At 70.1% G+C, this 26,227-nt stretch carries 27 protein-coding genes; 18 read left to right on the top strand and 9 right to left on the bottom strand.

Annotated features, from left to right (window positions below; genetic code table 11):
- Positions 1 to 14 precede the first annotated feature (14 nt).
- Positions 15 to 1,373 (bottom strand): MFS transporter, encoded by a 1,359-nt coding sequence (locus H4W30_RS21125; protein ID WP_192744445.1) that lies wholly within the window; start codon positions 1,371 to 1,373, stop codon positions 15 to 17.
- A gap of 192 nt (positions 1,374 to 1,565) precedes the next feature.
- On the opposite strand from H4W30_RS21125, the gene fabG reads away from it, so the two are divergent.
- From fabG to H4W30_RS21110, 3 genes are all read left to right on the top strand, one after another.
- Entirely contained in the window at positions 1,566 to 2,270 is a 705-nt protein-coding gene (gene fabG / locus H4W30_RS21120; protein ID WP_016334125.1) for a beta-ketoacyl-ACP reductase, read from the top strand.
- Positions 2,271 to 2,320: 50 nt separating this feature from the next.
- Positions 2,321 to 3,088 carry an enoyl-ACP reductase FabI gene (fabI, locus tag H4W30_RS21115; RefSeq protein ID WP_192744444.1) on the top strand — a complete coding sequence of 256 codons (768 nt, stop codon included), beginning with the start codon at positions 2,321 to 2,323 and terminating at the stop codon, positions 3,086 to 3,088.
- Positions 3,089 to 3,173: 85 nt separating this feature from the next.
- Positions 3,174 to 3,572 carry a nuclear transport factor 2 family protein gene (locus H4W30_RS21110; protein WP_192744443.1) on the top strand — a complete coding sequence of 133 codons (399 nt, stop codon included), beginning with the start codon at positions 3,174 to 3,176 and terminating at the stop codon, positions 3,570 to 3,572.
- On the opposite strand, the gene H4W30_RS21105 is transcribed toward H4W30_RS21110, so the two are convergent.
- From H4W30_RS21105 to H4W30_RS21095, 3 genes are all read right to left on the bottom strand, one after another.
- Positions 3,569 to 3,970, bottom strand: a complete 402-nt coding sequence (locus tag H4W30_RS21105; RefSeq protein WP_192744442.1) for a nuclear transport factor 2 family protein — start codon at positions 3,968 to 3,970, stop codon at positions 3,569 to 3,571. The genes H4W30_RS21110 and H4W30_RS21105 overlap by 4 nt on opposite strands.
- 8 nt (positions 3,971 to 3,978) lie before the next feature.
- A complete protein-coding gene (locus tag H4W30_RS21100; RefSeq protein ID WP_192744441.1) occupies positions 3,979 to 5,160 on the bottom strand; it encodes a Cmx/CmrA family chloramphenicol efflux MFS transporter in 1,182 nt (393 codons plus the stop codon).
- Between the two features lie 70 nt (positions 5,161 to 5,230).
- On the bottom strand, positions 5,231 to 5,815 hold the full coding sequence (locus H4W30_RS21095) for a TetR/AcrR family transcriptional regulator (protein ID WP_192744440.1): 585 nt from the start codon (positions 5,813 to 5,815) through the stop codon (positions 5,231 to 5,233).
- An 85-nt stretch (positions 5,816 to 5,900) separates the two neighbouring features.
- On the opposite strand from H4W30_RS21095, the gene H4W30_RS21090 reads away from it, so the two are divergent.
- Positions 5,901 to 6,947 carry a ferrochelatase gene (locus tag H4W30_RS21090; RefSeq protein WP_192744439.1) on the top strand — a complete coding sequence of 349 codons (1,047 nt, stop codon included), beginning with the start codon at positions 5,901 to 5,903 and terminating at the stop codon, positions 6,945 to 6,947.
- A 284-nt stretch (positions 6,948 to 7,231) separates the two neighbouring features.
- Here H4W30_RS21090 and H4W30_RS21085 read toward each other — a convergent pair whose 3' ends face one another.
- Positions 7,232 to 7,798, bottom strand: a complete 567-nt coding sequence (locus H4W30_RS21085) for a TetR/AcrR family transcriptional regulator (protein WP_192744438.1) — start codon at positions 7,796 to 7,798, stop codon at positions 7,232 to 7,234.
- Positions 7,799 to 7,885: 87 nt separating this feature from the next.
- On the opposite strand from H4W30_RS21085, the gene H4W30_RS21080 reads away from it, so the two are divergent.
- Together H4W30_RS21080 and H4W30_RS21075 are read left to right on the top strand one after the other, a co-directional pair.
- A complete protein-coding gene (locus H4W30_RS21080; RefSeq protein WP_192744437.1) occupies positions 7,886 to 8,770 on the top strand; it encodes an alpha/beta fold hydrolase in 885 nt (294 codons plus the stop codon).
- A complete protein-coding gene (locus H4W30_RS21075; protein ID WP_225949799.1) occupies positions 8,752 to 9,387 on the top strand; it encodes a VC0807 family protein in 636 nt (211 codons plus the stop codon). The genes H4W30_RS21080 and H4W30_RS21075 overlap by 19 nt, the downstream gene beginning before the upstream one ends.
- 4 nt (positions 9,388 to 9,391) lie before the next feature.
- Here H4W30_RS21075 and H4W30_RS21070 read toward each other — a convergent pair whose 3' ends face one another.
- Positions 9,392 to 10,189 (bottom strand): hypothetical protein, encoded by a 798-nt coding sequence (locus H4W30_RS21070; RefSeq protein ID WP_126732024.1) that lies wholly within the window; start codon positions 10,187 to 10,189, stop codon positions 9,392 to 9,394.
- A gap of 131 nt (positions 10,190 to 10,320) precedes the next feature.
- Here H4W30_RS21070 and H4W30_RS21065 point away from each other — a divergent pair, with 131 nt between their 5' ends.
- The 4 genes from H4W30_RS21065 to mshC all read left to right on the top strand — a co-directional run bounded on the left by H4W30_RS21065 (position 10,321) and on the right by mshC (position 15,808).
- Complete coding sequence (locus tag H4W30_RS21065) at positions 10,321 to 11,718, top strand: ATP-binding protein (protein ID WP_192744436.1); 1,398 nt, start codon at positions 10,321 to 10,323, stop codon at positions 11,716 to 11,718.
- A gap of 37 nt (positions 11,719 to 11,755) precedes the next feature.
- The gene (locus tag H4W30_RS21060; RefSeq protein WP_192744435.1) at positions 11,756 to 13,711 is read left to right on the top strand and encodes a vWA domain-containing protein; all 1,956 of its coding nucleotides are present in this window, start codon (positions 11,756 to 11,758) and stop codon (positions 13,709 to 13,711) included.
- 19 nt (positions 13,712 to 13,730) lie between these two features.
- On the top strand, positions 13,731 to 14,495 hold the full coding sequence (locus H4W30_RS21055) for a MerR family transcriptional regulator (protein ID WP_192744434.1): 765 nt from the start codon (positions 13,731 to 13,733) through the stop codon (positions 14,493 to 14,495).
- Positions 14,496 to 14,569: 74 nt separating this feature from the next.
- Positions 14,570 to 15,808 (top strand): cysteine--1-D-myo-inosityl 2-amino-2-deoxy-alpha-D-glucopyranoside ligase, encoded by a 1,239-nt coding sequence (gene mshC / locus H4W30_RS21050; RefSeq protein WP_192744433.1) that lies wholly within the window; start codon positions 14,570 to 14,572, stop codon positions 15,806 to 15,808.
- Positions 15,809 to 15,857: 49 nt separating this feature from the next.
- Here mshC and H4W30_RS21045 read toward each other — a convergent pair whose 3' ends face one another.
- A complete protein-coding gene (locus H4W30_RS21045) occupies positions 15,858 to 17,465 on the bottom strand; it encodes an ABC-F family ATP-binding cassette domain-containing protein (RefSeq protein WP_192744432.1) in 1,608 nt (535 codons plus the stop codon).
- A 148-nt stretch (positions 17,466 to 17,613) separates the two neighbouring features.
- Positions 17,614 to 18,084 (bottom strand): MarR family winged helix-turn-helix transcriptional regulator, encoded by a 471-nt coding sequence (locus H4W30_RS21040; RefSeq protein WP_192744431.1) that lies wholly within the window; start codon positions 18,082 to 18,084, stop codon positions 17,614 to 17,616.
- Between the two features lie 151 nt (positions 18,085 to 18,235).
- Here H4W30_RS21040 and H4W30_RS21035 point away from each other — a divergent pair, with 151 nt between their 5' ends.
- Genes H4W30_RS21035 through H4W30_RS21025 form a run of 3 tightly spaced genes read left to right on the top strand, consistent with a single transcriptional unit; the run spans position 18,236 to position 20,889 of the window.
- Complete coding sequence (locus tag H4W30_RS21035) at positions 18,236 to 18,814, top strand: winged helix-turn-helix domain-containing protein (protein ID WP_192744430.1); 579 nt, start codon at positions 18,236 to 18,238, stop codon at positions 18,812 to 18,814.
- A complete protein-coding gene (locus H4W30_RS21030; RefSeq protein WP_192744429.1) occupies positions 18,811 to 20,049 on the top strand; it encodes an MFS transporter in 1,239 nt (412 codons plus the stop codon). The genes H4W30_RS21035 and H4W30_RS21030 overlap by 4 nt, the downstream gene beginning before the upstream one ends.
- Before the next feature lie 15 nt (positions 20,050 to 20,064).
- Positions 20,065 to 20,889, top strand: coding sequence for a metallophosphoesterase family protein (locus H4W30_RS21025; protein WP_192744428.1), 825 nt, complete (start codon positions 20,065 to 20,067; stop codon positions 20,887 to 20,889).
- A 282-nt stretch (positions 20,890 to 21,171) separates the two neighbouring features.
- On the opposite strand, the gene H4W30_RS21020 is transcribed toward H4W30_RS21025, so the two are convergent.
- Entirely contained in the window at positions 21,172 to 22,071 is a 900-nt protein-coding gene (locus H4W30_RS21020) for a PAC2 family protein (RefSeq protein WP_192744427.1), read from the bottom strand.
- 178 nt (positions 22,072 to 22,249) lie between these two features.
- Here H4W30_RS21020 and H4W30_RS21015 point away from each other — a divergent pair, with 178 nt between their 5' ends.
- From H4W30_RS21015 to hisG, 5 genes are all read left to right on the top strand, one after another.
- Entirely contained in the window at positions 22,250 to 22,930 is a 681-nt protein-coding gene (locus H4W30_RS21015) for an HAD family hydrolase (RefSeq protein WP_192744426.1), read from the top strand.
- Positions 22,931 to 22,986: 56 nt separating this feature from the next.
- Positions 22,987 to 24,450, top strand: a complete 1,464-nt coding sequence (locus H4W30_RS21010) for an AlkA N-terminal domain-containing protein (protein ID WP_192744425.1) — start codon at positions 22,987 to 22,989, stop codon at positions 24,448 to 24,450.
- 15 nt (positions 24,451 to 24,465) lie between these two features.
- On the top strand, positions 24,466 to 24,957 hold the full coding sequence (locus H4W30_RS21005) for a methylated-DNA--[protein]-cysteine S-methyltransferase (protein ID WP_192744424.1): 492 nt from the start codon (positions 24,466 to 24,468) through the stop codon (positions 24,955 to 24,957).
- A 72-nt stretch (positions 24,958 to 25,029) separates the two neighbouring features.
- Positions 25,030 to 25,293 carry a phosphoribosyl-ATP diphosphatase gene (locus H4W30_RS21000; protein WP_034306611.1) on the top strand — a complete coding sequence of 88 codons (264 nt, stop codon included), beginning with the start codon at positions 25,030 to 25,032 and terminating at the stop codon, positions 25,291 to 25,293.
- A gap of 32 nt (positions 25,294 to 25,325) precedes the next feature.
- A complete protein-coding gene (gene hisG / locus H4W30_RS20995; protein ID WP_126732010.1) occupies positions 25,326 to 26,171 on the top strand; it encodes an ATP phosphoribosyltransferase in 846 nt (281 codons plus the stop codon).
- Positions 26,172 to 26,227 lie beyond the last annotated feature (56 nt).

Genomic DNA, 26,227 nt, shown 5'->3' with positions numbered 1-26,227 from the left:
CCACACCTTCCCGCCTAGCCTTCGCGGCCGGACACGAGCTCGGGCTCGGGCTGCTTCTTCTTGTCCAGCTCCGAGGTCTTCGAGGTTTCCCGCATTGTGCCGTACACGATGAGCGACACCAGGACACAGCCCGCGACGTAGTAGAAGAACACCGATTCGTGGCCTGCCCCCTTCAGCGCCTGCGCGATGAGCTCGGCCGTGCCGCCGAAGATCGCCACGGTGAGCGCGTAGGGGAGGCCGACGCCGATCGCGCGGATCTTCGTCGGGAACAGCTCCGCCTTCACGATCGCGTTGATCGAGGTGTACCCGGTCACGATCACCAGGCCGGCCAGCATCAGCAAGAAGGCGAGCACCGGCTCGTTCGTGCCGCCCATCAGTGTCATGATCGGGACGGTCAGCAGGCTGCCGGCGATCCCGAAGAACATCAGCAGCGGGCGGCGGCCGATCCGGTCGGAGAGCTTGCCCGCGAACGGCTGCAGGATCGCGGCGACGAGGATCGCGCAGAACAGGATCAGCGTGACCGTCCGGCGCGGGATGCCCGCGGTGTTCTCCATGAACTTCTGGCTGTAGGTGGCGAAGGTGTAGAACGACACCGTGCCGCCGAGGGTGAGGCCGACGACGAGCGCGATCTCCTTGGGGTACTTGATCAGTGCCCGCAGCGTGCCCTTGTCGCCCGCGTCCTTGCCGGTGCCGGAGGACTTGGTCTCCTCGAAGCTGGCCGACTCGTCCATCCCGCGGCGCAGGACCATCACCACGACGGCGGCGAGCGCGCCGACGACGAAGGCGATCCGCCAGCCCCACGAGGTCAGCTGCTGCTCGGTCAGGATGGCCTGCAGCAGCAGCTGGAGACCGAGCGCCAGCAGCTGGCCGCCGTACAGCGTCACGTACTGGAAGCTGGAGTAGAAACCGCGTTTGCCCGGAGTGGCCACTTCGGACAGATAGGTCGCGGAGGTCGAATACTCGCCGCCGACCGAGAGGCCCTGGATGAGCCGGGCCACCAGCAGCAGGATCGGCGCGGCGATCCCGATCGTGGCGTACGTCGGCGTCAGCGCGATCATCAGCGACCCCGCCGCCATCAACGTGACGGAAAGCACGAGTGCGCTTCGTCGCCCGAACCGGTCGGCGAACCGGCCCAGCATCCAGCCGCCGAGCGGCCGCATGAGGAACCCGACGGCGAACACCGCCGCGGTGCCGAGGAAGGCCGCCGTCGTGTCCTTGGTGGGGAAGAAGGACTTGGCGAAGTACGTGGTGAAGGCGGCGTAGGCGTACCAGTCGTACCACTCGACCAGGTTGCCGATCGAGCCGCGCAGCACGTTGCCGACGACTCGACGTTCGCTCACGGGCGGCGTGGATTCGCCGATCCGGGTTGTCATCTTTGACCTCCTGTGTTCCGGCTCACGGTGAACAATCCGTGACGGCCGGGCAAGGTTTCGGCGCGCTTCCTAACATCCGCTTAGGACGGTCGCGGTTACCCGGAGGTAGGGGTGGCGCGGCTCCGGCGCGAACCTGGCGAGCCGATAACCTCAGTGCCGTCAGCGCGAAAAGACGAGGCGAGGAGAGCTGAAGTGGGACGGTCGGTACTGGTCACCGGCGGCAACCGCGGCATCGGTTTGGCGATCGCGAAGGACCTCGCGGCGCAGGGGCACAAGGTCGCGATCACGCACCGCGGTTCCGGCGCGCCCGAAGGCCTCTTCGGGGTGCAGGCCGACGTCACCGACGCCGAGCAGATCGACGCCGCCTTCAAGCTCGTCGAGGAGCACCAGGGCCCGGTCGAGGTCCTCGTCGCGAACGCCGGCATGACCGACGACACCCTCCTCATGCGCATGAGCGAGGAGCAGTTCACCCGCGTGGTCGACGCCAACCTCACCGGCGCGTACCGGGTCGCCAAACGTGCTTCCCGCGGCATGCTGCGCGGCAAGTGGGGGCGCTACATCTTCATCTCGTCCGTCGTCGGGCTCACCGGGTCCGCCGGTCAGGTCAACTACGCGGCGAGCAAGGCCGGTCTCGTCGGTCTCGCCCGTTCGCTCGCGCGTGAGCTGGGCTCGCGCAACATCACCTCGAACGTCATCGCGCCGGGCTTCGTCGCCACGGACATGACCGACGAACTCGGCGAGGACCGCAAGAAGGAGATCCTCGCCCAGGTTCCCTCCGGCCGGTACGCCGAGCCGTCGGAGATCGCCGCCGCCGTCCGCTACCTCGCCTCCGAAGAGGCCGGTTACGTCAACGGCGCGGTGCTGCCGGTCGACGGCGGCCTCGGCATGGGCCACTGACGTCCCCGTTTTCCCGTACCGATCACAAACCACTCCGGACTGGAGGTCCCGTGCCAGGACTGCTCGAAGGCAAGCGCCTGCTGATCACCGGCGTCATCACCGACGCCTCGCTCGCGTTCCACGCGGCCAAGATCGCGCAGCAGGAGGGCGCGAAGGTCGTGCTCACCGGCTTCGGCAGGCTGTCGCTCGTCGAGCGCATCGCCAAGCGCCTCCCCGAGGAGGCGCCGGTGCTGGAGCTGGACGTCACCAACCAGGAGCACCTCGACTCGCTCGCCGACCGCGTGCGTGAGCACGTCGACGGGCTCGACGGCGTGCTGCACTCGATCGGGTTCGCCCCGCAGTCCTGCCTCGGCGCGCCGTTCCTGGACGCGCCGGGCGAGGACGTGAAGGTGGCCGTCGACGTCTCGGCGTTCTCCTTCAAGGCCCTGGCCGTCGCGACGCTGCCGCTGCTTTCGCGCGGTTCGTCGATCGTCGGCATGGACTTCGACGCGCGCGTCGCGTGGCCCGTCTACAACTGGATGGGCGTGGCGAAGGCGGCGCTGGAGTCGGTGAACCGGTACCTGGCCCGCGACCTCGGCCCGAAGGGTATCCGGGTCAACCTGGTCAGTGCCGGCCCGATGAAGACCATGGCCGCGAAGTCCATCCCCGGGTTCTCGGAACTGGAGGAGGGCTGGGGCGACCGCGCGCCGCTCGGCTGGGACAGCTCCGACCCGGACCCGACGGCGAAGTCCGTCTGCGCCGTGCTGTCGGACTGGCTGCCCGCCACCACCGGCTCGATGATCATGGTCGACGGCGGAGTGCACGCCCTCGGCATCTGAGTTTCGATGCGCGTGAAGGCCCCCTTCCCTCGGCTCAGCCGAGGGAAGGGGGCCTTCACGCGCATGGCTCACTACGCTGGCGGCCATGTCCGACAGTCTCACCAGCCACCTCGCCCAGCTGGAACAGCAGCGAGTCGAGGCGCTGCTCACCGTCGATACGGCCGTATTCGACGCGCTGCACGACCCCGCCTACCAGTTGTGCAACCCGACGGGAACGGTCTGGGACAAGGCCGAGTACCGGCGGCGTCTGACCACCGGCGACCTGGCCTACAGCCGACTCGAAACGACGTCCGAGATCGATGTCCTGACGTCCGAGACGCTCGCCGTGCTGCGCTACCGCTGCGTGATCGCCCTACGCGTCGACGGCACCGACATCCCCGCCCACGAGTGCTGGCACATCGACACCTACATCCGCGCCGACGACGGGCAGTGGCGGTGCCGGTACTCGCAGGCCACCGGGATCCTCCCCGCGGCGGCGGGCTAGAGGACGGCGTTCGCGACGTGCCACGAGTCCTCGAGCAGCAGGTACTTGGTGATCAGGCCGTCGTCGTTCACCTCGAACTCGATGGTGAAGGCGGTCTCGATCACCTTGCCGGTGCTGCGGATAGTCGAGCGCAGGCTGCCGATCGCGACCGCGTGCGGCCCGTCGACGAGGACGCGCTCGACGTCGAACCGGTCCTTGACGAGCCCTTTGTCGAGCAGCTCGTAGAACTCGCGGATCTCCGCCCGGTTCCGGCGCGGGCCGATCCAGGGGACCAGCTCGGTCGCACCGGGGATGTCCCACGCGACGTCGTCGGCGAAGAGTTCCGTGGCGCCGTCAGTGTCTCCTGTGGACATTCGGCGGAAGAACTCGTCGAGGGTGGATCGGGTTCGTTCGGACATGATTCTCCTTACTGGGTAACGGGTTCGCGGAGCAGACGGGTGTCGTCGGTGCGCTGCACACCGGCGGCGAAGGTCAGTGCGACGACGGTGGCGGCGCCGAGTCCGACGCTCACCCACGCGACGCTGGGATAGCCGAGACCGGCGTCGATCGACTCGCCGCCGAGCCACGGGCCGACGGTGTTCCCGACGTTGAACGCGGCGGTCGTGCTCGCGCCGACGAGCGTCGGGGCGTTGCCCGCCACGGCGAAGGCGCGGACGTTCAAGGCGGGATTGACCCCGAATCCGGCGACGCCGAACAGGAATACGGCGAAGATCGCGAGCGGGGTCGCCGGGCCCGAGAGCGCGAGCAGGACCAGGGCGACCAAGGCGACGGCGAGGCCGCCGTAGAGCGTCGCGAAGGGCCTCGCGTCGGCGAGCCTGCCGCCGGCGGTGATGCCGATCAGCGCGCCGAGTCCGAACAGGGACAGGACCCCCGGCACCCAGCTTTCCGGCAGGCCGGCGACCTCGGTCAGCAAGGGCGCGAGGTAGCTGAAGGTCGCGAAGATCATCGCCTGCGCGAGCGCGATCACGCCGAGCGCCAGCCAGAACCGGCCGCCGCGGTAGAGCCGCAGTTCGGTCGCGACGTCGGTCTTGTCCTGACCGTTCTGGGTCTCCGGGACCAGGGCGAAGACCCCGATCAACGCGACGACGGTCAGCGCCGTGACCGCCCAGAAGGCCGCCCGCCAGCCCGCGTGCTGGCCGAGGAAGGTCCCGGCGGGGACGCCGGCGATGTTCGCGACGGTGAGTCCGCCGACCAGGATGGCCAGCGCGCGGCCACGGCGCTCGACCGGGACCAGCGCCACGGCGGTGGCCGCCGCGACCGCCCAGAATCCGGCGCAGGCGACCGCGCTGACGACGCGCGTCGCGAAGAGCAGGGCGTACCCCGAGCCCAGCGCACCGACGACGTGCGAGACCCCGAAGACGACCAGCAAGGCCATCAGGGTGGCGCGCCTCGGCACCCTCAGGGTCGCGATCGCGAGCAGGGGAGCGCCGACGACCATGCCGATCGCGAAGGCCGAAATGAGCAGCCCGGCCTCCGGGATGCCGACGTTCAGATCGGCCGCCATCCCCGGCAGCAGGCCGGTGATCATGAACTCGGACGTGCCGAGCGCGAACACGCTCAGTCCGAGTACGCAGACTGCCAAAGGCACGGAACTTCCTCCAGTTTTGTATTGATCAGTCCAAAATGTGGGCAGCGTTACGCACGGGAATTGTTTCGGTCTACTTCGCGGCGATCGCGTCCATCGCGATGGCGGCTACGGCCTCCATGGCCGCCCGGCCGGCACCTCGGCGGGACATCAGCCGGAGGCCGGCGACGGTGCTGTGGGCGAACTCGGCGATCGCACCGGGGTCGCGGCCGCGGTCGATCGTTCCGTCGACTTGCCCTTCCTTGGCGCAGGCCGAAAGCAGGGCGAGATGCCGCCGGGTGTCGGCGTCGATCCGCGCCTTGATCTCGGCGTCGCGCTCGCCGAACTCGGCCACCGTGTTGACCACGAGACAGCCTCGTCCGGGATGTTCGGCTTCTTCGTCGATCGTGTACGCGAACAGGGCCCGGAACCGCTCGACGCCGGTCCCGGATTCCTCCAGCAGAGCCGTCCTGGCCACGATCCCGCGTTCGGCGTAGTGATCGAGCGCGCGCATGAACAGTTCGTGCTTGCTGGTGAAGGTGTTGTAGATGCTGCTGCGGCCCAAACCGGTGGCTTCGCACAGGGTCTGGGTCGACGTGGCCTCGTAACCGCGTGCCCAGAACGCGTCCATGGCACGCCCGATCGCGGCGCGCTCGTCGAATTCCTTCGGCCTGGCCATGGAGGTGACCGTACCAGGTTTTGGATCGATCGGTTCAAAAAGGGCCGGGTCAGCGTGCGGGGCGCCACAGCGGCAAGATGGCGGGGTGGGTTACGACGCGCTGCTTTGGCTTTCGTTCGGTGGTCCCGAGGGGCCCGACGAGGTGATGCCGTTCCTGGAGAACGTCACGCGGGGCCGTGGGGTCCCCCGGGAACGACTGCTCGAGGTCTCGGAGCACTACCAGCACTTCGGTGGGGTCTCGCCGATCAACCGGCTCAACCGGGACGCGATCTCCGCGGTGGAGAAGCAGCTCGCGGCCGCCGGGATCGATCTGCCGGTCCACTTCGGCAACCGCAACTGGCGGCCGATGGTCGAGGACACCCTCGCCGAGATCACCGAGGCGGGGGCCCGGCGCGTGCTGGTCTTCCCGACGAGCGCGTACGGCGGGTATTCCGCGTGCCGTCAGTACGACGAGGACATCGAGCGTGCCCGCGCGGCGGTCGGCGACGGCGCGCCGGAACTGGTGAAGCTGCGGCAGTTCTTCGACCATCCGCTGTTCATCGCCGCCTTCGCCGACGCCGTCCGGGCCGCGCACGCGGAACTGGGGAACCGCCCCGGAACCCGCACTGTGTTCTGCGCCCACTCGGTGCCCGAGTCCGCCGATACCGCGTCCGGGCCGCCCTCGGAGGGCGGACGGCGTTACTCGCGCCAGATCGCCGAGGCCGCGCGCCTCGTCGCCGCCGAAGCGGGGATCGAGACCTACGACGTCGTCTGGCAGTCGCGCTCCGGCCCGCCGCAGGTGCCGTGGCTGGAGCCGGACATCGTCGACCACATCGACGCGCTGCACGCGGAAGGCGTCACCTCGGTGGTCGTCTGCCCGGTGGGTTTCGTGTCCGATCACCTCGAAGTGATCTGGGACCTCGACAACGAGGCCGCCGAGCGGGCCGCGGAGCACGGCATGGGGTTCGCGCGGGCCGCGACGCCGGACACCGACCCGCGTTTCGCCGAGCTCGTCGTGGAGCTGGTCCGGGAGCACACCGAGGGGCTGCCGGCGCGGAAGCTGTCGCCGTTCCCGGCGGCCGGGTGCACGGTCAACGGCGCGCCTTGCGCGATCGGATGCTGCGAGCCCGCGAAGAGGCCCGCGCGCCCTTAAGTGCCCAGGCCTCGTGAGTGGTAAGGACGGTTAGAACCGTCCTTGCCACTCACGAGACCTGGCCCCACCACGCCACCGCGGCCGTTCCTGGCAGTACGTGAAGGACCCCTTCATTGCGCCTAGCGCAGTGAAGGGGTCCTTCACGTATTCGGCGAGGTGTGAAGGTCGAGTTTCTTCGGGTGAGCCGAGGAGAGGGGCCTTCACGGACCTTCGACCCAGGCCGCGTCCGGTAGATACCTTAGACCCCTCAGGCATAACCGGCTTCACCACTCAGGAGCCATAAGTCATCGTGCCGCGATCCTTGACAGGTGCAGGTCGATGAGGGCGATGGCCTCGTCGCCGGACTGGTAGCCGAGCAGCACAGCGTCACCGAGGCCGGCCACCAGGGCGAGCAGGAGATCGGCCTCCGTGACCGGGTCGACGGTGGGCAGGAGATCATCGCGGGCGACGGAGAGCAGGGCTGCCACCGCGTCACGGAGCTGGCCGTGCCCGGTCCGGAAGTGGCCGGCGATCTCCGGATCCTTGAGCGCGCGCACCACGAAGGCGTTCGCGACGAGCGCGTGGCCCCGGCCTGCCTCGTCGAGCGGTAGCAAGGCGATGAGCAGGTCCCGGACACTCGGTCCGGACGGGGTGGCGATGCGCTCCTCGATGCCGCCCCGCAGGGTGGTCGTCGCGTACCGCAGCATCTCGTCCCGCGACGAGAAGTAGTGCTGGACGGACCCCTTCGAGATGCCGGCTTCCGCCGCGACCTCGGTCAGGCTCACCCCTTCGAGTCCCCGGTCGGCCGCGATGCGGCGAACGGCCGCGGCGATCTGCCGCCGCCGCTCCTCGTGATCGACTCGTTTGGGCACCTGTACTCCTTTTCACAGTCCGATCGGATTGCAAACTTCTCACCAACTGTTTACAATCCGATCGTACCGTAAAAAGGAGGGGTGAGAATGAAGGTGGGCGGATTCGCCTCGCCGGAGGCGCGTGCCGAATACGAGGCCGTCTACGAACGAGGGATGGCGGCTTTGCCCGCGCCGGCCGGGATCCACGACGTCCGGACGGCGTTCGGGGTGGCGCGCGTGTACCGGTTCGGGCAGCCGGGTGCGACGCCGATCGTGCTGCTGCCCGGCCGCGCGGGGACCGCGGTGATGTGGGAACCCAACCTCGCCACGCTGCTCACGCACGGCGAGGTCTTCGCGGTGGACCTGATCGGCGAAGCCGGCCGCAGCGAACAGACCGCCCCGATCCGCGACGGTGCGGACCAGGCCGCGTGGCTGAGCACGGTGCTCGCCGAACTCGACCTGCCGTCCGTGCACCTGATCGGGTACTCGTTCGGTGGCTGGCTCGCGACCAACCTCGCCGTACGGGCGCCGGAACGGCTGAAATCGCTCACCGTGATCGACCCCGTGCTGACTTTCGGCGGGATGACCGCGGGTTTGGTCGTCCGCGCGACGCTCGCCGCGATCCCCGGGATCGACCGATGGGCCCGCCCGTCGTTCCTCGACTGGATCTCCGGCGGCGCGGAGGTCGACGCCACGGATCCGGTCGCGCGGGTGATCGACGAGGGAATGCGGACCTACCGCATCGCCCTGCCGTCGCCAAGGTTGTTCACCGACGAGCAACTGCGCTCCCTGCGGCTGCCTGTGCTGGCCCTCATCGCCGGGCGCAGCGTCATCCACAACCCGGAACGCGCGGCGGCCCGCGCCCGTGAGTTCCTGTCGCGAGGTCAGGTCGAGCTGTGGCCGTCGGCGACGCACGCCATCGCCGGCGAATCCGCTGCCGAGGTCAACGCGCGCGTCCTGAAGTTCCTGGCGGAATGCGAGACGGACTCGTGAGCGGGCGCGCCAAGAACCCCACGCTGGCCTTGCTGCTCTGGGACGTCGCGCTCCCGCTGGCCGCCTACTACGGGCTCCGGCTCGCCGGGCAGAGCGAGCAGATCTCGCTGCTGGCCGGGGCAGGGGTGGCGGCGGCCAGGATCGCGTGGGTCGCCGTCCGGGAGCGGTCGTTCGACGGCTTCGCCGCGTTGCTGGCCGGTGTGCTCGGCGTCGGGCTGGTGCTTTCCCTTGTCACCGGGGACGCGAAATTCCTGCTGCTGAAGGAATCCTTCGCCACCGCGACCGCCGCGATCGTCCTGCTGCTCAGCTGCTTCAGCCGTACGCCCATGGTGCTCGTCGCCGTGCGGGCCGGATCCAACGCGGCGAAACGCGCGGAGATCGACCGGCTGAGCGACGAGGTCCCCGGTTTCCGGCGGGCGTTCACCCGGATGTCGGCGGTCTGGGGCGTGGCGCTGCTGCTGGAGGCCGCGATCCGGGTGCCGCTGGTCTACACCCTGTCTGCCGACGTGATGAACGCGCTCAGCGTGGTGCTACTGCTCGCCGTCATCGGCGGACTTTCGCTGTGGTCCGTTCGTTATGCCGAGAAAGTCCAGAAAAGGCACGCGGTCGCCACGTGAAGACCTACGGGTGCCTGTCCGCCTGCTCGGCGAACACTCGCACCGCTTCGTTGATCGCCGCGTACCGGGCGTTGCGGACCGCTTCGGTCAGCGGCCGCAGCGCCTCCGCCCGCCGGAGCGCCGCCGACGAAGAGAGCGCGCCGCCCGGGTCGTCGGCTTCGGCGATGGCGAGGATCGCCGCGATCTCCTGGGAACGCTGGAGCACCCGAAGCGCCCTGCTGGGCATCCCGGCCGGCCAGGGCGCGTCGGTCGCGGCCCGGAGCCGCGCCGAAAGCTCCGCCCGCACCCCCGGCCGCTCGCTGGCGACGTCCAGTGACTGAAGGGCCCCCGCGCTCGCGCGGATCGCGTCGGTCAGGCCGTGCTCGGCCTCGCCCAGCGGGCGGTATTCGAGGACGCCCGGCATCGGTACCGAGTACACCGTCCACCGCATGAGCCCTTCGGCGATCGCCTCGGGGACCACTCCGTAGCCGAGGTCCGGCAGCAGGACGGCCTCGCCGATCCGGAGCGCGGCCTCGGTGAACGGCCCGCCGCCACCCAGGCCGCGCACGTCGCCGGGGACCGGCAGCAGGAGCTGCATGCTCTTGGCGCCCTGCGCGCGCAGCGCGAGCAGCAGCTGGACCGGGGTCGCCGCCCGGTTGAACGCGAGCGGCAGGTCGAACGCCTCGGCGGCCGCCGCGTCCGCGGCGACGAAGTCGTGGGCTTCGCCCCAGACCTGCAGGGCGTCAAGGACGTCGTCGGAGGCGGCGGCTCCGTTCAGCCACGCCGAAGACCAGACCGCGAGGGTCGCACTAGGACGGCACACCGGATTGATTTTAGTCGTGCTTCGGCGAAACCCGGCTATGGGAGGGTTAACCCCGGCTTGCCGTTCGCGATCACCGGAGCTGGAGTTGCTTCACGTCGACAGGGCCAGACTCGCGACGTAGCGTCGAACGGGTGAACGATGTTCCCGCAAACCTGCCCCGGACCGCCGGGGACCTTCGCGCGGCGGGTCACCTGCCGCGGTCGATCAGCCGAGAACTGCACGACAACCTGCTCGCCAAGCTCCGCGCCGGGGAAGACGCCTGGCCGGGGATCGTCGGGTTCTCGCGCACCGTGCTGCCGCAGCTCGAACGCGCGCTGCTGGCCGGGCACGACGTCGTCCTCCTCGGTGAACGGGGCCAGGGCAAGACCCGCCTGCTGCGCACCCTCGCGGGGCTTCTCGACGAATGGACGCCCGTCATCGAGGGCGCCGAGCTGGCCGAGCATCCGCTCGACCCGATCACCCCGGAATCGCGCCGCCGTGCCGCCGAACTCGGCGACGCGCTGCCGGTGACCTGGCGTCACCGCGACGAGCGGTATACGGAAAAACTGGCCACACCGGACACTTCGGTCGGTGACCTGATCGGTGACGTCGACCCGGTGAAGGTCGCGGAAGGCCGCAGCCTCGGCGATCCCGAGACCATCCACTTCGGACTCGTCCCGCGCGCCCACCGCGGCATCGTGGCGATCAACGAGCTGCCGGACCTCGCCGAGCGCATCCAGGTCGCGCTGCTGAACGTGATGGAGGAACGCGACATCCAGGTGCGCGGCTACACGCTGCGCCTGCCGCTGGACGTACTGCTGGTGGCGACGGCCAACCCGGAGGACTACACCAACCGCGGCCGCATCATCACCCCGCTCAAGGACCGGTTCGGCGCCGAGATCCGCACGCACTACCCGCTCGACGTCGAGGCGGAGGTCGCCGTCGTCCGGCAGGAGGCCCATCTGGTCGCCGAAGTCGGTGAGCCGCTGCTGGAGGTGCTCGCCCGGTTCGTCCGGAATCTGCGTGAATCCCCGGTGATCGACCAGCGGTCGGGTGTCTCCGCCCGGTTCGCCGTCGCCGCGGCGGAAACGGTCGGCGCGGCGGCCCTGCGCCGGTCCGCGCTGACCGGCGAGGAACCCGCCGTGGCCCGCCCGGTCGACCTCGACGCGGTCCCCGGAGTCCTGCGCGGCAAGCTCGAATTCGAACCGGGGGAGGAGGGGCGCGAGACCGAGCACCTCGTGCACCTGCTGCGCCGGGCGGTCGCGGAGACGGCCCGCTCGCGGTTCGCCGGACTGGATCTGCTGCCGCTGGCCGACGCCGTCGAGTCCGGGCATCTGGTCGCCACCGGTGAACGCGTCCCCGGCAAGGACGTCCTCGCCGCCTTGCCCGAATTGCCCGTACTCCACGACGTCGCCGCTCGTGCGGGCGTCGGCCCGGATGAGCCGGCCGGGCGGATCGCGGCCGCGGTCGAACTGGCGCTGGAATCCCTGTTCCTGTCGAGGAAACTCGCCAAGGACTCCGACGACGACTCGACCGTCTACGGCCGATGAGCCTACCGCCGACGTACTTTTTCCCGCGGAGGCGGCGATGACACTGCCGGAAGGTTATTCGTACGGGCCGTGGGACAACGGCCCGGATCCGCTGGCGCCGCCGGCGGATCTGCGGGACGCGCTCGACGAGATCGGCCGCGACGTCATGGCCGGCGCTTCGCCCCGGTCCGCGCTGGAAGAACTGCTGCGCCGCGGCACCCCGCGCACCGCCGGGCTCGACGAACTGACCAGGCGGCTCTGGCAGCGCCGGTCGGAGATCCAGCGGCGGCATCGGCTCGACGGCACGCTCCAGGAGGTCCAGCGGCTGCTCGACCAGGCACTGGAGGCCGAGCGGCGCGAGCTGTTCCCCGATCCCGACGACGACGCCCGCTTCCGCGAGGCACAACTGGACGCTCTGCCGCCGGGGACGGCCGCGGCGGTGCGCGAACTCGCCGAGTACGACTGGCGCTCGCGGGAGGGCAGGGAGAACTACGAGAAGATCCGCGACCTGCTCGGCCGTGAACTGCTGGATTCCCGTTTCGAGGGGATGAAGGAGGCGCTGCGGAACGCCGGGCCGGAACAGGCCGAGCAGGTCAACCGGATGCTGGCCGACCTCAACGCGCTCCTGGCCGCGCACGCCCAGGGGCGCGACGACGTCCCGGAGCGGTTCGCGGAGTTCATGCGCGAGCACGGCGAGTTCTTCCCGGAGAACCCGAAGAACGTCGAAGAGCTGATCGACGTCCTCGCCGCTCGCGCCGCGGCCGCGCAACGGATGCTGAACTCGATGACGCCGGAGCAGCGGGCCGAACTGGCCGAACTCTCGCAGCAGGCGTTCGGCGACCCCCGGCTCGCGCAGCAGCTGTCCACTTTGGACGCCCAGCTGCGGGCGCTGCGGCCGGGCGAGGACTGGACGTCGTCGGAACGCTTCCGGGGCAACGATCCGCTCGGCCTCGGCGAAGGCGCCCGGGCGATGTCCGATCTCGCCGAACTGGACGCGTTGGCCGAACAGCTCGGCCAGTCCTATCCCGGCGCGAGACTGGAGGACATCGACGTCGAGGCTCTCGAACGCCAGCTCGGGCCGGATGCGGGCGTCGACGCGCGACGGCTGTCCGAACTGGAACGCGAGCTCCGGCGGCAAGGTCTCTTCGAACGTGCGCCCGACGGCACGCTCCGGTTGTCGCCCAAGGCTTTGCGGCGGCTGGGGGAGTCGGCGCTCGCCGACGTCGTGAACGCGTTGCGCGGCAAGACCGGCCAGCGGGAGACGGAGTCCGCCGGGGCCGCGGGCGAACCGACCGGCGCCACCAGGCCGTGGCGGTTCGGGGACATGCAGCCGTGGGACGTCTCCAGGACGGTCCGCAACGCGGTGCTGCGTTCGGTTTCGGTGGGCGAGCGGCGGGTCCGGATGGACGTCTCCGACGTCGAGGTGGTCGAGACCGAACATCGGTCGCGCGCGGCGGTGGCGCTGCTCGTGGACACGTCGTGGTCGATGGTGCAGGAGGGCCGCTGGCTGCCGATGAAGCGGACGGCGCTCGCGTTGCACCAGCTGATCAGCACCCGGTTCCGCAACGACGCGCTCCAGCTGATCACCTTCGGCCGCTACGCGACGTCGGTCGAACTGGCCGAGCTGGTGGGCCTGGAGGGCACCTGGGAACAGGGCACGAACGCCCACCACGCGCTGCTCCTGGCCGGACGGCATCTGCGGCGGCACCCCGACGCGCAGCCGGTGGTCCTGATGGTCACCGACGGCGAACCGACGGCGCATCTGGAACCCGACGGCACGGCGGAGTTCGACTATCCGCCACAGCCGAGGACCCTGCTCAAAACCCTGTCCGAAGTGGACAGGATGGCGAAGCTGGGCGCGTCGGTGACGGTGTTCCGGCTCGGGGACGATCCGCGCCTGACGGAGTTCGTCGACGTCATCGCGCGCCGCTCGGGCGGCCGGGTCGTCGCTCCGGATCTGGACGGGCTCGGCGCCGCCGTGGTCGGCGACTACCTGCGGACCAGGAAGCGCTGAACTCCCTTACGCTGGCCCGATGGGGTACTCGGTCGGAAAGGTCGCGGCGCTGTCGGGGGTCACCGTGCGCACGCTGCATCACTACGACGAGATCGGGCTGCTGAGCCCGAGCGGGCGGACGGCGGCGGGATACCGGAGCTACAGCGACGACGATCTCGACCGCCTGCAGCGCGTCCTGTTCTACCGCGAACTCGGGTTCGGCCTCGACACGATCGCGGAGATGACCGGAGATCCGGCGGTGGACGCGCTGGAGCACCTGCGGCGCCAGCGGTCGCTGCTCGCCGACCGGATCGGTGAGCTGACGCGGATGGCCGAGACCGTCGAGCGGGTGATCGCGGCGAAGGAGGCCGGCGCCGCGCTGGCCCCGGAGGAGCGGTTCGAGGTCTTCGGCGAGTTCCGTGAGCCGGAGGGCTACGCGGAGGAGGCCGTCCGCCGATGGGGTGACACCCCGCACTGGCGGGCGGCGGCCGTGCCGCGCACCAAACAGGAATGGATCGAGGCGGAGAAGGTCCGGGAGGACTGGGTCCGGCGGCTGCTCGCCGTCTTCGACTCCGGCGCGCCCGCGGGCAGCCGCGAGGCGATGGACCTCGCCGAGGAGCACCGCCGGATGCTCTCGGCGTTCATGGGGAACTGCGACCTCGCGACGCACCGGGAGCTCGCCAGGCTGTACGCGACCGAGCCGGTCCAGCTCGGCTTCCTGGTGCGTGAGCCGGACCAGCGACCGGGCCTCGGCGAGTACATCCGGGACGCCGTCCACGCCAACGCCGAACGGGTCGAGGGATAGCGAATCGATTACTCCGGCCGTGTTGCTCTCCCACCGGACGGGAACGGCGTGGCGGCTCCGCTTACAGTCGGGGTATGCAGACTTGGTCATCGGTCGACGTGCCCCGTATCCCCGGCACCCCCCGTCCGCTGCGGCTCCACGACACGGCGACGGGGCAGATCCGCCCCACGGCGCCCGGGTCGACCGCCCGGATGTACGTCTGCGGCATCACGCCGTACGACGCCACCCATCTGGGGCACGCCGCCACGTACCTGACATTCGACCTGGTGAACCGCCTGTGGCGGGACGCCGGGCACGACGTCCACTACGTGCAGAACGTGACGGACATCGACGAGCCCCTGCTGGAGCGCGCCGAGCGGGACAAGGACGACTGGGTCGTCCTCGGCATGCGCGAGACCGCGCTGTTCCGCGAGGACATGACCGCGTTGCGGGTGCTGCCGCCGCGGCAGTTCGTCGGGGCGGTCGAGAGCATCCCGGAGATCGTCGAGGTCATCGCCAAGCTGGTGGCGAACGGGAGCGCGTACCGCGCGGACGACGCGGAGTACCCGGACATCTACTTCGAGCACAACGCGACCGGGCACTTCGGTTCGGAATCCAACTACGACGCCGAGACCATGGCGAAGTTCTTCGCCGAACGCGGCGGCGATCCGGACCGTCCCGGGAAGCGGCACCCCCTCGACGCCTTGCTGTGGCGCATGGCGCGGCCGGGTGAGCCGTCGTGGGAGTCCGAACTGGGCGCGGGACGGCCGGGCTGGCACATCGAGTGCAGCGCGATCGCGGTCAACCGGCTCGGCCTCGGCTTCGACGTCCAGGGCGGTGGTTCGGACCTGATCTTCCCGCACCACGAGTACAGCGCCGCGCACGCGGAGGCCGTCGCGGGGGACAGGCCGTTCGCGCGGCACTACGTGCACGCCGGGATGATCGGCCTCGACGGCGAGAAGATGTCGAAGTCGCGCGGGAACCTCGTGTTCGTCTCGCGGCTGCGGGCCGACAAGGTCGACCCCGGCGTGATCCGGCTCGCGCTGTTCGCCGGCCACTACCGCGAAGACCGGCCGTGGACCGCGCAGCTGCAGACGGACGCCGAAGCACGCCTCGCGCGCTGGCGCGAAGCCGTGTCCCTCGGCACCGGCCCGGCGGCGGAGGACACGGTCGCACGCTTGCGTGACCACCTCACCGACGACCTCGACACGCCCAAGGCGCTCGCGGCCGTCGACGCCTGGGCGGAGCAGGCGCTCAACCGTTCCGGCACCGACCCGGCCGCGCCCGGCTTGATCCGGAACGCGGTCGACGCGCTGCTCGGCATCGAGCTCTGACGAACACTGATGGGGCGGGAAGCGCCGCCCCATCAGTGTGTATAACGCCCTACACGGCGACGCGTCCGGCTTCCAGCCGGAGATGGTCGCCCGCCCAATCACGCCGCAGCCACCGATCGTGCGAAGCGATGACGACGGCACCCGGCGCGGAATCGAGCGCGGCGAACAACTCCTCGGCCAACGTGAGCGAGATGTGGTTCGTCGGCTCGTCCAGCAGGAGCACCTCCGGCGGGTCGGCGATCAGCAACGCCAGCGCGAGCCGCCGCCGCTGCCCGACCGACAACGCGCCGACGCGGGTCCCGAGATCGCGCGGAGCCAGCAAACCCAGGCCGCGCAACGGGGGAGCGTCCTCGCCGAGGGCTTCGGCGTAGGTCCGCTGCGCGGTCTTCTCCGGTTCGGCGAACGCGACGTCCTGGGCCAGCATGCCGATCCGCACTCCGCGTCCGGAAAGGACGGTGCCGGAGTCGGGCGTCAGCGAGCCGGCGAGGACGGACAGCAGCGTCGACTTCCCGGCGCCGTTCCCGCCGGTGATCAGGAGCCTCGACGTCGTGGTGACGTCCAGTGTCGCCAGTCGCAACCGCCCGGCGATCTCGATGTTCCGTACCGAGATCGCCGTCTTGCCCTCTCCTGGCTCGCCGGTCAGGCCGCCTTGGAACCGCAGCGGCGCGGGCGGTTTCCGCACCTGATCGCGTTCCAGTTCGGCCAGCCGGAGCTGGGCGTTGCGGACGCGGCGCGAGATCTGTTTCTGCACCCTCCCGGTCTTGAAGTCGTAGAGCATCTTGGCGTTGTCGCGCTGCGGCCGGTCGTGCGCGACGTTGCGCGCGGTGACGGCCACCGATTCACGCAGTTCCTTGAGCTCGTCCTGTTCGGTGGCGTAGCGCTGTTCCCAGCGCGCCCGTTCGGCCCGTTTCTGGTCCAGGTAGTCGGAATACGTGCCGCCGTACCGGGTCGGGCCGCCCAGAGCCGGGTCGAGGTCGACGATGTCGGTGCACACCGCGTCGAGGAACACGCGATCGTGCGACGACAGCACGAGAACCCCGGTCAGCGACGCGAGATGCCGCTCCAGGAACTCCATCGCGGCGTCGTCGAGATGGTTCGTCGGCTCGTCCAGGATGAGCGTGCCCGGCCGGCGGATCAGCAGTGCCGCGAGGCCGAGCCTCGACCGTTGCCCGCCGGACAGCGTGCCCAGTTCGCGCGCCGGGTCGATCCCGGCGAGCCCGAGGCCCGCGCACACGACCTCGGCCCGCCGGTCGGCGTCCCACAGGTCATGTGCCTGGGCCCATTCGAGGACGGTGCCGTACTCGTCGAGCGCGGCTTCGTCGTCGGGGCGATCCGTGAGCGCCGCGGTCAGTTCGTCGAGCCTCGCCGCCGCCTGCCGGATCTCGGCGAGCGCGTCGTCGATGACGTCGGAGAACCGCGCGGTGAGCGCGAAAGGCAGCTCCTGCAAGAGGAATCCGACGTCGTCGCCGCGCAGCACCTCGCCGCCGTGCGGCTCTTCCACCCCGGCCAGCAGGCGCAGGAGCGTGGACTTGCCGACGCCGTTCTCGCCGACCAGGCCGAGCCGCTGTCCGGCCGAAGCCGTCAGGTCGATGCCGTCGAGGACGACGCGGGCACCGTAGGAGTGGACCAGGTCCTTGGCGATCAGGGAAAGAGACATACGACATCACCGCGCTTCTCGGACATGAGGGAACCCCGCCGGGCCTCATGGCTTACGGGAGCGGTGCTCGACCGAAGCCGCCTCGGAGCGGGGAAGGCGTGATGTCAGTTGTCCATGATGCGAGCAGTCTAACGCAACCTATGTAGCGTTAGTCAACCCCCTTTTCGGACCGCAGGCGCGCGGCCTCCTGTTCGGCGAACGCGCGCCCGTCGGTCATGACGCCGAGAAGCGCGGCGAGCTGACGGCGGTCGAGCCTGCCGAGGCGGTCGCCGAAGAAGCGGGCCATGGGGGAGTAGAGGTCGGCGACCTCCGCCAGCCGGTCGGGGAGCGGGCGGATCGCGAGACGCCGCCGGTCGGCGGGATCGGGGACGCGCTCGACCAGACGCTGTTCCTCCATGCGGTCGAGCATCCGGGTGACCGCGCCGGTGGTCATGCCGAGCGCCCGCGCCAGCCCGGTCGGCGAGGTCGCGGCGCCGCTGATCACCAGCTGGAGCCCGTGCAGTTCGGTGGCGCTGATCCCGAGCCGCTCCGCCATGGCCGTCTGGAACAGCACGGTCGCGCTGACGAACCGGGGGATCTCCAAGGCCGCCGCGGTGGCGAGTTCTCGCTGGTCAGGCATGCGCTTCCTAGGTCAGTGGTTGAATTGAGCAGCTGCTGCGCTGTGCAGCAACTGCTTCGGCAAGGGTATCGAGGCTCGCTTGACATCCGGACGGCCATCTGTGAATCTGAAAGGGAACTTTCGAAAGAGTCCTTTCAGATTGGATCGGGCGATGACCGGGTTGCCGCCGCGCAAGCGGATCGAAGACGTCGAGCTGATGCGGGCGCTGGCGCATCCGCTGCGTTCGGCGCTGGTGGACCACCTGATGGCGGTCGGTCCGCGGACCGCGAGCGAGTGCGCGGCGGCCGTCGGCTCGACGGCTTCGAACTGCAGCTGGCATCTCCGTCAGCTGGCGCGACACGGTCTCGTGGAGCGGGTCGACGGGGAGGACGGACGCGAGCGGCCGTGGCGGGCGTGCCAGGTCGGCATCGAGTTCGGCGACGACCCGGAGCTGCAAGGGACGCAGCTGGCGGTCGTCGGCACCACCCTCGCGCGGGAAAAGGAGCTGACCGAGCGCTATCTCGACGCCGCCGACCGGCTCGGCAAGGAGTGGCGGGACGCGTCGGGGATCAGCAACTACTCGCTGCGGGTCACCGCGACGGAGCTGGACGAGCTGGTGCGGGAGATCGACGCGCTCGTGCGGCCCTACGTCGGTGCGATCCGTGAAGACGCTCCAGCGGAGGCTCTTCCGGTCCACTTGGGACTGCGGGCTTTCCTTCGCATCGACGCCGAGGGGAAGCCGAGCAGATGAAACCGTTGAGAGAACCCGCTTTCGCGCGGTTGTGGATCGCCAGCTTCTTCTCCGAGACCGCCGAGTGGATGCTGCAGATCGCGTTGCCGGTGTTCGTCTTCCAGGCGACCGGTTCGGCGGCCACCACGGCGTTGAGCATCGTCCTCGGCCTGGTGCCCGCGGTGCTGCTGAGCCCGGTCGCCGGCGTGATCGCGGACCGCTGGAACCGGCGGCTGGTGCTGTGCGTGGTGTGCGCGGGGCAGGCGTTCGTGGCGCTGCCGCTGCTGTTCGTCGCGTCCGGCGGCCCGGTCTTCGTGATCTATGGGGTGATGGCCGCGCAGGCGGGCCTGGCCTCGTTGTTCGAACCCGCCCGCAACGCGCTCGTGCCCGAGCTGGTCGCTCCCGGCGACTTGATCGGCGCCAACGGCCTGATGAGCATCAACGGCAGCGTCGCCCGTCTCGCCGGAGGCTGGGCGGGTGGCCTCCTGCTCGGCTTCGGCGGCCTGGGCTGGGTCGTGGTCGCGTATCTCGGCGTGCTGGTGATCGGCTCGGCCCTGCTGGCGCGCCCGTTTCCGCGCGTCGCCGCGCCGAAGCCGGCCGGACCGCACGAACCGGTGGTGCGAGCCTGGATCGACGGCCTGCGCGAGATCGGCCGTGAAGGGCGCCTGCGGCTCGCCGGTGTCGTCGTGGTGCTGACGTCCCTGGCGCAGGGGATGTTCTTGGTGCTGTTCGTGGTCTTCGTGCTCGACATCCTCGACGGCACCGAAGGCGACGTCGGCCTGCTGCGCGGCGTGCAGGCGCTCGGCGGGCTGGCCGCGGGGTTCGCCGTCGCCACCGTCGCCCGCAAGGTCGCGCCTCCCGCTCTGCTCGGCTGGGGCGGTCTGGCGCTGGGCCTGCTGTCGGCCTTGATCTGGAACCTGCCCGCGTTGACCGCATCGTTAGGTGTCTTCATCGGACTCTTCGGCCTGGTCGGCGCGCCCGGAGTGCTTGCGGGCTCCGGTCTGCTGTCGCTGGTCCAGACCGCCGCGTCCCCCGAACGCTCCGGCCGCGTCCTGAGCACGGTCTTCGCCGGGACGGCGGGGTTCACCGCGCTGGGCGCTCTGCTGACGGGCGTCCTGCTCGACGTGCTGGGCACCGGTGTCCTGCTGAACGTCCAGGCGGGTCTGCACACCGTCTCGGCGTTGGTCGTGCTGGGCGTGTCGGCGTCAGGCAGGCGGCGCCGTGACGCGATTCCGGCGGTTCCCCGGTCCGGGTGAAGCTACGGTGGTGGAGTGCCGCATCTCTTCGCCACCAGCGACCTCCACGTCACCCATGAGGGCAACGCCCCGCTCGTCGACGAGGTCGTCCCCCGGACCCCCGACGACTGGCTGCTCGTGGCCGGTGACGTCGCCGAACGCGCCGAATCCGTGATCGGGGTGCTCAGGACCTTGCGCGAACGTTTCGCGAAGGTCGTCTGGGTGCCCGGAAACCACGAGCTGTGGACCACCCAGAAGGATGAATGTCAGCTGCGAGGACAGGCTCGCTACGAGCACTTGGTCGAGCGCTGCCGCGAGATCGACGTCCTCACCCCGGAGGACCCGTACCCGGTGTGGGAACACCAGGAGAAGCCGCTGACGATCGCCCCGCTGTTCGTGCTGTACGACTACAGCTGGCGCACCCCCGCGGCCGACGGCCTGCCGATGCTGGCGGCCATCGAGCAGGCGCGGGAGGCCGGTGTCCTCTGCACGGACGAGTTCTTCCTGCACCCGGACCCGTATCCCAGCAGGCAGGCGTGGTGCGCCGACCGGGTGAAGATCAGCACGGAACGGCTGGAGGCGATCCCCGAGGACCACGGGACGATCCTCATGTCGCACTGGCCGTTGCACCGGCACCCGACCGAGCCGCTGTACTACCCGGAGTTCGCGCTGTGGTGCGGGACGACGGAGACCGAGGACTGGCACCGGCGCTTCCGGGCGGAGGTCGCCGTCTACGGCCACCTGCACATCCCTCGCTCCACGGAGGCGGACGGGGTGCGCTTCGAGGAGGTTTCGCTCGGCTATCCGCGTGAGTGGCGGAAGCGGTCGCGAGGGCCGATCCCGCTGCGGCGCATCTTCTGACGCTCGTGAGTGGCTAGGACGGTTAGAACCGTCCTAACCACTCACGAGACGTGCGGTGGCGCCGCACTCGCGTGCTTGAAGGCGTAACTCGCGTGATCAGCGGCGTAACTCGCGTGATCAGCGGCGTAACTCGCGAGTGTCGCTTCCAGACACGCGAGTTACGCGCCTGATCACGCGAGTTACGCCTTGACGCACGCCGCAAACCTTGTGGTCCCAGTACGTGAAGGCCTCCTTGAGAGACCCAGAGTCCCTCAAGGAGGCCTTCACGGACTTCGGGCCGGCTCAGCCGCGGCCGGGACCGTCCTGGCCGGGACGCCGACGCCGCAGGTACCGCTCGAACTCGGCCGCGATCTTGTCCCCGCTCACGTCGTCCAGCGTGAACTCGGTCTCCGCGTCGCCGCGCTCCTCGAGCCCCCGGACGTACTCGCTGATCTCTTCGTCCTCCTCGGCCATCTCGGTGACCGTCCGCTGCCACTCCTCGGCCTGCTCGGGCAGGGCGCCGAGCGGGATCTCGACGTCGAGGACGTCTTCGAGCTTGTGCAGCAGCGCCAGCGTGGCCTTGGGCGACGGCGGATGCGAGACGTAGTGCGGGACGGCGGCCCAGATCGACACCGCCGGGACACCCGCCTGCACGCAGTAGTCCTGCAGGACCCCGACGATGCCGGTCGGCCCCTGGTAGTTGTTCAGCTCCAGGCCGAACTGCGAAGCGGTGTCCTTGTCGTACGCAGTCCCGGTGACCGGGACGGGGCGGGTGTGCGCGGTGTCGGCCAGTAGCGCGCCGAGGGTGACGACCGTGGCGACTTCCAGCTGCTGGATGTGCTCCAGCAGTTCGGCGCAGAAGGCCCGCCAGCGCATGTTGGGCTCGGGCCCCTGGACCAGCACGATGTCCCGGCTGAAGCCCTCCGGGCGGCACACCGAGAGCCGGGTGGTCGGCCAGTCGACCCTTCGGGTGACGCCGTCCACCATGCGCACGGTCGGTCTGCTGACCTGGAAGTCGTAGTACTCGTCAGGACTCAGCTCGCTCAGCGGGGTCGCATCCCAGTTGAGCTGGAGATGCTCGACCGCCCGGCTGGCCGCGTCACCTGCGTCGTTCCATCCTTCGAAGGCGACGATCATGATCGGCTTGTTGTCATCCGGGTGGTCGCGGCCGGGCCGCTGGGTCTCGTCGACGGGCTCACTCACCGGACCAGCCTACGACCAGGCGGCCATGTGGCGTTGGGCATGTCCGGTGGCGTTTCGCCGGGGCGAACCGCACGGAGCCGACTCAACGCGACATTTCGGGCAACGACCTCGCCGCCGACGTGAATCCGTCTCGGCTACCGTGGGTCGGAGAAGGCCCATCCGAACGTGAGGGGGAACCGTGACCGAACCGTCCACACTGGACGGACTCGCCGCCGTGCTGTGGGATATGGACGGCACGCTGGTCGACTCGGAGAAGCTGTGGGACGTCGCGCTCTACGAGGCCGTCGAGAGCCTCGGCGGCACCCTGACCGAGGAGCAGCGCCTGAGTCTCGTCGGGTCCAATATGGACGACACGGCCGCGTTCCTCCTCGAAGTGTGCGCCAAGCCCGTGACGCCCGAGTCGATCGCGGAGATGGGGGTCTGGATCCGCCGCCGCACGGCCAACCTGTTCGACGGCCCGCTCCCGTGGCGCCCCGGGGCTCAGGAGCTACTCGAACTGTTGCGCGCCAACGGGGTCCCGATGGCGCTGGTCACCTCCACCGAACGCTCGCTGACCGAACTCGCGCTCAACACCATCGGCCGCGAGTACTTCGCCGCCACGGTCTGCGGTGACGAGGTCGATGGTCTGAACAAGCCGAACGCCAGGCCGTACCAGCTGGCCGCGGAGCTGCTGGGAGTCCCGGCTTCCCGGTGCGTCGCGATCGAGGATTCACCGCCGGGCGCGGCTTCCGCGGCCGCCGCGGGCTGCACGGTGGTGGTGATCCCGAACGACGTCGACGTCGAACCGGGTGAGCGGCGCGTGTTCCGCTCGTCGCTGGTGGGTCTCGACGTGGCGGCCCTGACCGCGCTCCTGCCCTGACCGCCATGTCGCATTTCCGCTAGACCCCGCCCGGTGCGGTCGGTGATGCTTGCCGGGTGCATGAGGATTTCGAGCGCTGCGTCCGGGCGGTCCAGTCGAACGACGCCCGGTTCGACGGCTGGTTCTTCACCGCGGTCCTGACGACGCGGATCTACTGCCGGGCGAGCTGCCCGGTCGTCCCGCCCAAACCGGAGAACATGACGTTCTATCCGAGCGCGGCGGCCGCGCAGGAGGCAGGGTTCCGCGCCTGCAAGCGGTGCCGTCCGGACGCGAGCCCGGGTTCGCCGCAGTGGAACGAGCGCGCGGACCTGGTGGCCAGGGCGATGCGGCTGATCGCCGACGGCGTCGTCGACACTGACGGCGTGCGCGGGCTGGCCGCCCGGCTGGGCTACAGCGTCCGGCAGGTGGAGCGGCATGTGCGCGCCGAACTTGGCGCGGGCCCGCTCAGCCTCGCCCGCGCCCAGCGGGCGCAGACGGCGCGGCTGCTGATCGAGACCACCGGGCTGTCGATGATCGACGTCGCCCTCGCCGCGGGGTTCGGCAGCGTCCGGACCTTCAACGACACCGTCCGCGAGGTCTTCGCGCTGTCCCCGACGGAACTGCGGGCCCGTGTCCGGAGCGCGCCTGCCACCGCCCCCGGGACGCTGAACCTGCGCCTGCCGTACCGGAAGCCGTTGTTCCCGGACAACCTCTTCGGGCATCTCGTCGCGACGGGTGTCCCCGGCGTCGAAGAATGGCGCGACGGCGCCTACCGCCGCACCCTGCGGCTCCCGCACGGCCCCGCCGTCGTCGCCCTCAAGCCGGAAGACGGCTACATCGGGTGCCGGCTCACCCTGTCGGACCTGCGGGACCTTTCGACCGCGATCAGCCGTTGCCGCCGCCTGCTCGACCTCGACGCCGATCCGGTCGCGGTCGACGAAGCGCTGGCGGCGGACCCGCTGCTCGCGCCCCTCGTGGCCACCGCGCCGGGCAGGCGGGTGCCGAGGACCGTCGACGGCGACGAGTTCGCCGTCCGCGCCGTCCTGGGGCAGCAGGTGTCCACCGCCGCGGCCCGCACGCACGCCGCCCGGCTGGTCCTCGCGCACGGTGCCGCCATCGACGACCCGGACGGCGGCCTCACGCACGTCTTCCCGGACGCCGCCGCGCTCGCGGACATCGATCCGGAAAGCCTCGCGATGCCACAGAGCCGCAAGCGGACCCTGCTCGGTCTTGTGGCCGAGCTGAACGAAGGCGACCTCGACCTCGGCGCGGGAAGCGACTGGCAACGGGCCCGCGAGCGGCTGCACGCGTTGCCCGGCTTCGGCCCGTGGACCGTCGAGAGCATCGCTATGCGCTCGCTCGGCGATCCGGACGCCTTCCTGCCGACCGACCTCGGCGTCAAGGTCGCCGCGAAGGGCCTCGGGCTCGGCCCGGCCGCCTTCGCCGCGCACGCCGAACGGTGGCGCCCGTGGCGGGCCTACGCCGTCCAACACCTCTGGGCGACCGGAGATCACCCCATCAACCGGCTGCCCGCCGCCTGAATGCCGAGGAGCGCCATGCGCACGCACACCGTCATCGACAGCCCGTACGACAAGCTGACCCTGGTCGCGGACGGCGAAAGCCTCTGCGGGGTCTACATGGTCCAGCAGCGCCACCGCCCGGCCGAGGAGACGTTCGGCCATCCGGACCCGGGCGCGCCGATCTTCGTGGACACCGAGAAACAGCTGAAGGAGTACTTCGCCGGTCAGCGCAAGGATTTCGATCTTCCGCTGAGCTTCGGCGGCACCCCGTTCCAGCGGATGGTCTGGGAAGGGCTGCTCGGGATCCCGTATGGCGAGACGGTCTCCTACGGGCAGCTCGCCGACCGGCTCGGCAGGCCCACCGCCTCGCGTGCGGTCGGCCTCGCGAACGGGAAGAACCCGATCAGCATCATCGTGCCGTGCCATCGGGTGATCGGTTCCACCGGCGATCTCACCGGTTACGGCGGTGGCGTCGAACGGAAGCGGCAGCTGCTCGACTTCGAGCGAGGTGGCGCGGCGCTGTTCTGAAGTGTGACGCGACCGGCACCACACCGGCCCGGGGCAGCGCGGCGCGGGCGCGGATGGAAGGATCTCCAGACTGTGAAGACCTTCGATGAGCTGTTCGCCGAGCTTGCCGACCGCGCCCGCACGCGGCCCGACGGTTCCGGCACCGTCGCCGCGCTCGACGCGGGAGTGCACGCGCAGGGCAAGAAGGTGCTCGAAGAGGCGGGCGAGGTGTGGATCGCCGCCGAGCACGAATCCGACGACAGGCTCGCCGAGGAGATCTCACAGCTGCTGTACCGCGTACAGGTGCTCATGCTCGGCCGAGGACTGTCGACAGAGGACGTGTACCGGTACCTGTGACGCGTTCGCGTCCGGAGAACCAAGGAGAAGCAATGCTGCGTGTCGCCGTGCCGAACAAGGGAGCCCTCGCCGCCGCCGCGTCGGAGATGCTCGGAGAGGCCGGCTACCGCAGGCGACATGAGGCCCGCGACCTGACCGTGCTGGACACCGTCAACGAGGTCGAGTTCTTCTTCTTGCGTCCCAAGGACATCGCGATCTACGTCGGCTCCGGCGAGCTGGATCTCGGCATCACCGGCCGCGACCTCGCGCTCGACTCCGGCGCCCCGGTCGAGGAGATCCTCGGCCTCGGCTTCGGCGGTTCCACCTTCCGGTACGCCGCACCCGCGGGCCGGGAGTGGAAGGCCGAAGACCTGCAGGGTAAGCGGCTCGCGACGTCGTATCCGCGCCTCGTGCGCGAGAACCTGAAGCAGCACGGGGTGGAGGCGGAGGTCATCCGCCTCGACGGCGCCGTCGAGATCTCGATCCAGCTCGGCGTCGCCGACGCCATCGCGGACGTCGTCGAGTCCGGACGTTCGCTGCGCCAGCACAACCTCGTGGCCTTCGGCGATCCGATCTGCGTGTCGGAGGCGGTTCTGCTGCAGCGGGCGGGAACCGAGCACACCCGGCCGAAGGACCAGCTGAAGGCGCGGCTGCAGGGAGTCGTCTTCGCCCAGCACTACATGATGCTGGACTACGACTGCCCGCGTTCGCTGCTCGACGCGGCCATCGCGATCACGCCGGGACTCGAGTCGCCGACCGTCGCGCCGCTGGCCCACGACGACTGGGTGGCCGTGCGGGCGATGGTGCCGCGCAAGGAGGTCAACCGGATCATGGACGAACTCGCCGAGACCGGCGCCAAGGCCGTCCTCGCTTCGGACATCCGGGCCTGCCGCCTCTGAAACCGGGTACGCGCGTGAAGGCCCCCTTCCCTCGGCTCAGCCGAGGGAAGGGGGCC

The sequence above is a fragment of the Amycolatopsis roodepoortensis genome (assembly GCF_014873915.1).
Taxonomy (GTDB): Bacteria; Actinomycetota; Actinomycetes; order Mycobacteriales; family Pseudonocardiaceae; genus Amycolatopsis; species Amycolatopsis roodepoortensis.
This window is presented reverse-complemented; position numbering and strand designations above follow the sequence as displayed.

Excerpts from the sequence above, each read along its gene's own strand:
- H4W30_RS21060 (WP_192744435.1), top strand. The coding sequence starts at position 11,756 with ATGACACTGCCGGAAGGTTATTCGTACGGGCCGTGGGACAACGGCCCG.
- H4W30_RS21075 (WP_225949799.1), top strand. The coding sequence starts at position 8,752 with ATGCGAGACGGACTCGTGAGCGGGCGCGCCAAGAACCCCACGCTGGCC.
- H4W30_RS21040 (WP_192744431.1), bottom strand. The coding sequence starts at position 18,084 with ATGCCTGACCAGCGAGAACTCGCCACCGCGGCGGCCTTGGAGATCCCC.
- H4W30_RS21105 (WP_192744442.1), bottom strand. The coding sequence starts at position 3,970 with ATGTCCGAACGAACCCGATCCACCCTCGACGAGTTCTTCCGCCGAATG.
- H4W30_RS21055 (WP_192744434.1), top strand. The coding sequence starts at position 13,731 with ATGGGGTACTCGGTCGGAAAGGTCGCGGCGCTGTCGGGGGTCACCGTG.
- H4W30_RS21045 (WP_192744432.1), bottom strand. The coding sequence starts at position 17,465 with ATGTCTCTTTCCCTGATCGCCAAGGACCTGGTCCACTCCTACGGTGCC.
- H4W30_RS21005 (WP_192744424.1), top strand. The coding sequence starts at position 24,466 with ATGCGCACGCACACCGTCATCGACAGCCCGTACGACAAGCTGACCCTG.
- mshC (WP_192744433.1), top strand. The coding sequence starts at position 14,570 with ATGCAGACTTGGTCATCGGTCGACGTGCCCCGTATCCCCGGCACCCCC.
- H4W30_RS21030 (WP_192744429.1), top strand. The coding sequence starts at position 18,811 with ATGAAACCGTTGAGAGAACCCGCTTTCGCGCGGTTGTGGATCGCCAGC.
- hisG (WP_126732010.1), top strand. The coding sequence starts at position 25,326 with ATGCTGCGTGTCGCCGTGCCGAACAAGGGAGCCCTCGCCGCCGCCGCG.
- H4W30_RS21095 (WP_192744440.1), bottom strand. The coding sequence starts at position 5,815 with ATGGCCAGGCCGAAGGAATTCGACGAGCGCGCCGCGATCGGGCGTGCC.
- H4W30_RS21125 (WP_192744445.1), bottom strand. The coding sequence starts at position 1,373 with ATGACAACCCGGATCGGCGAATCCACGCCGCCCGTGAGCGAACGTCGA.
- H4W30_RS21110 (WP_192744443.1), top strand. The coding sequence starts at position 3,174 with ATGTCCGACAGTCTCACCAGCCACCTCGCCCAGCTGGAACAGCAGCGA.
- H4W30_RS21035 (WP_192744430.1), top strand. The coding sequence starts at position 18,236 with ATGACCGGGTTGCCGCCGCGCAAGCGGATCGAAGACGTCGAGCTGATG.
- H4W30_RS21080 (WP_192744437.1), top strand. The coding sequence starts at position 7,886 with ATGAAGGTGGGCGGATTCGCCTCGCCGGAGGCGCGTGCCGAATACGAG.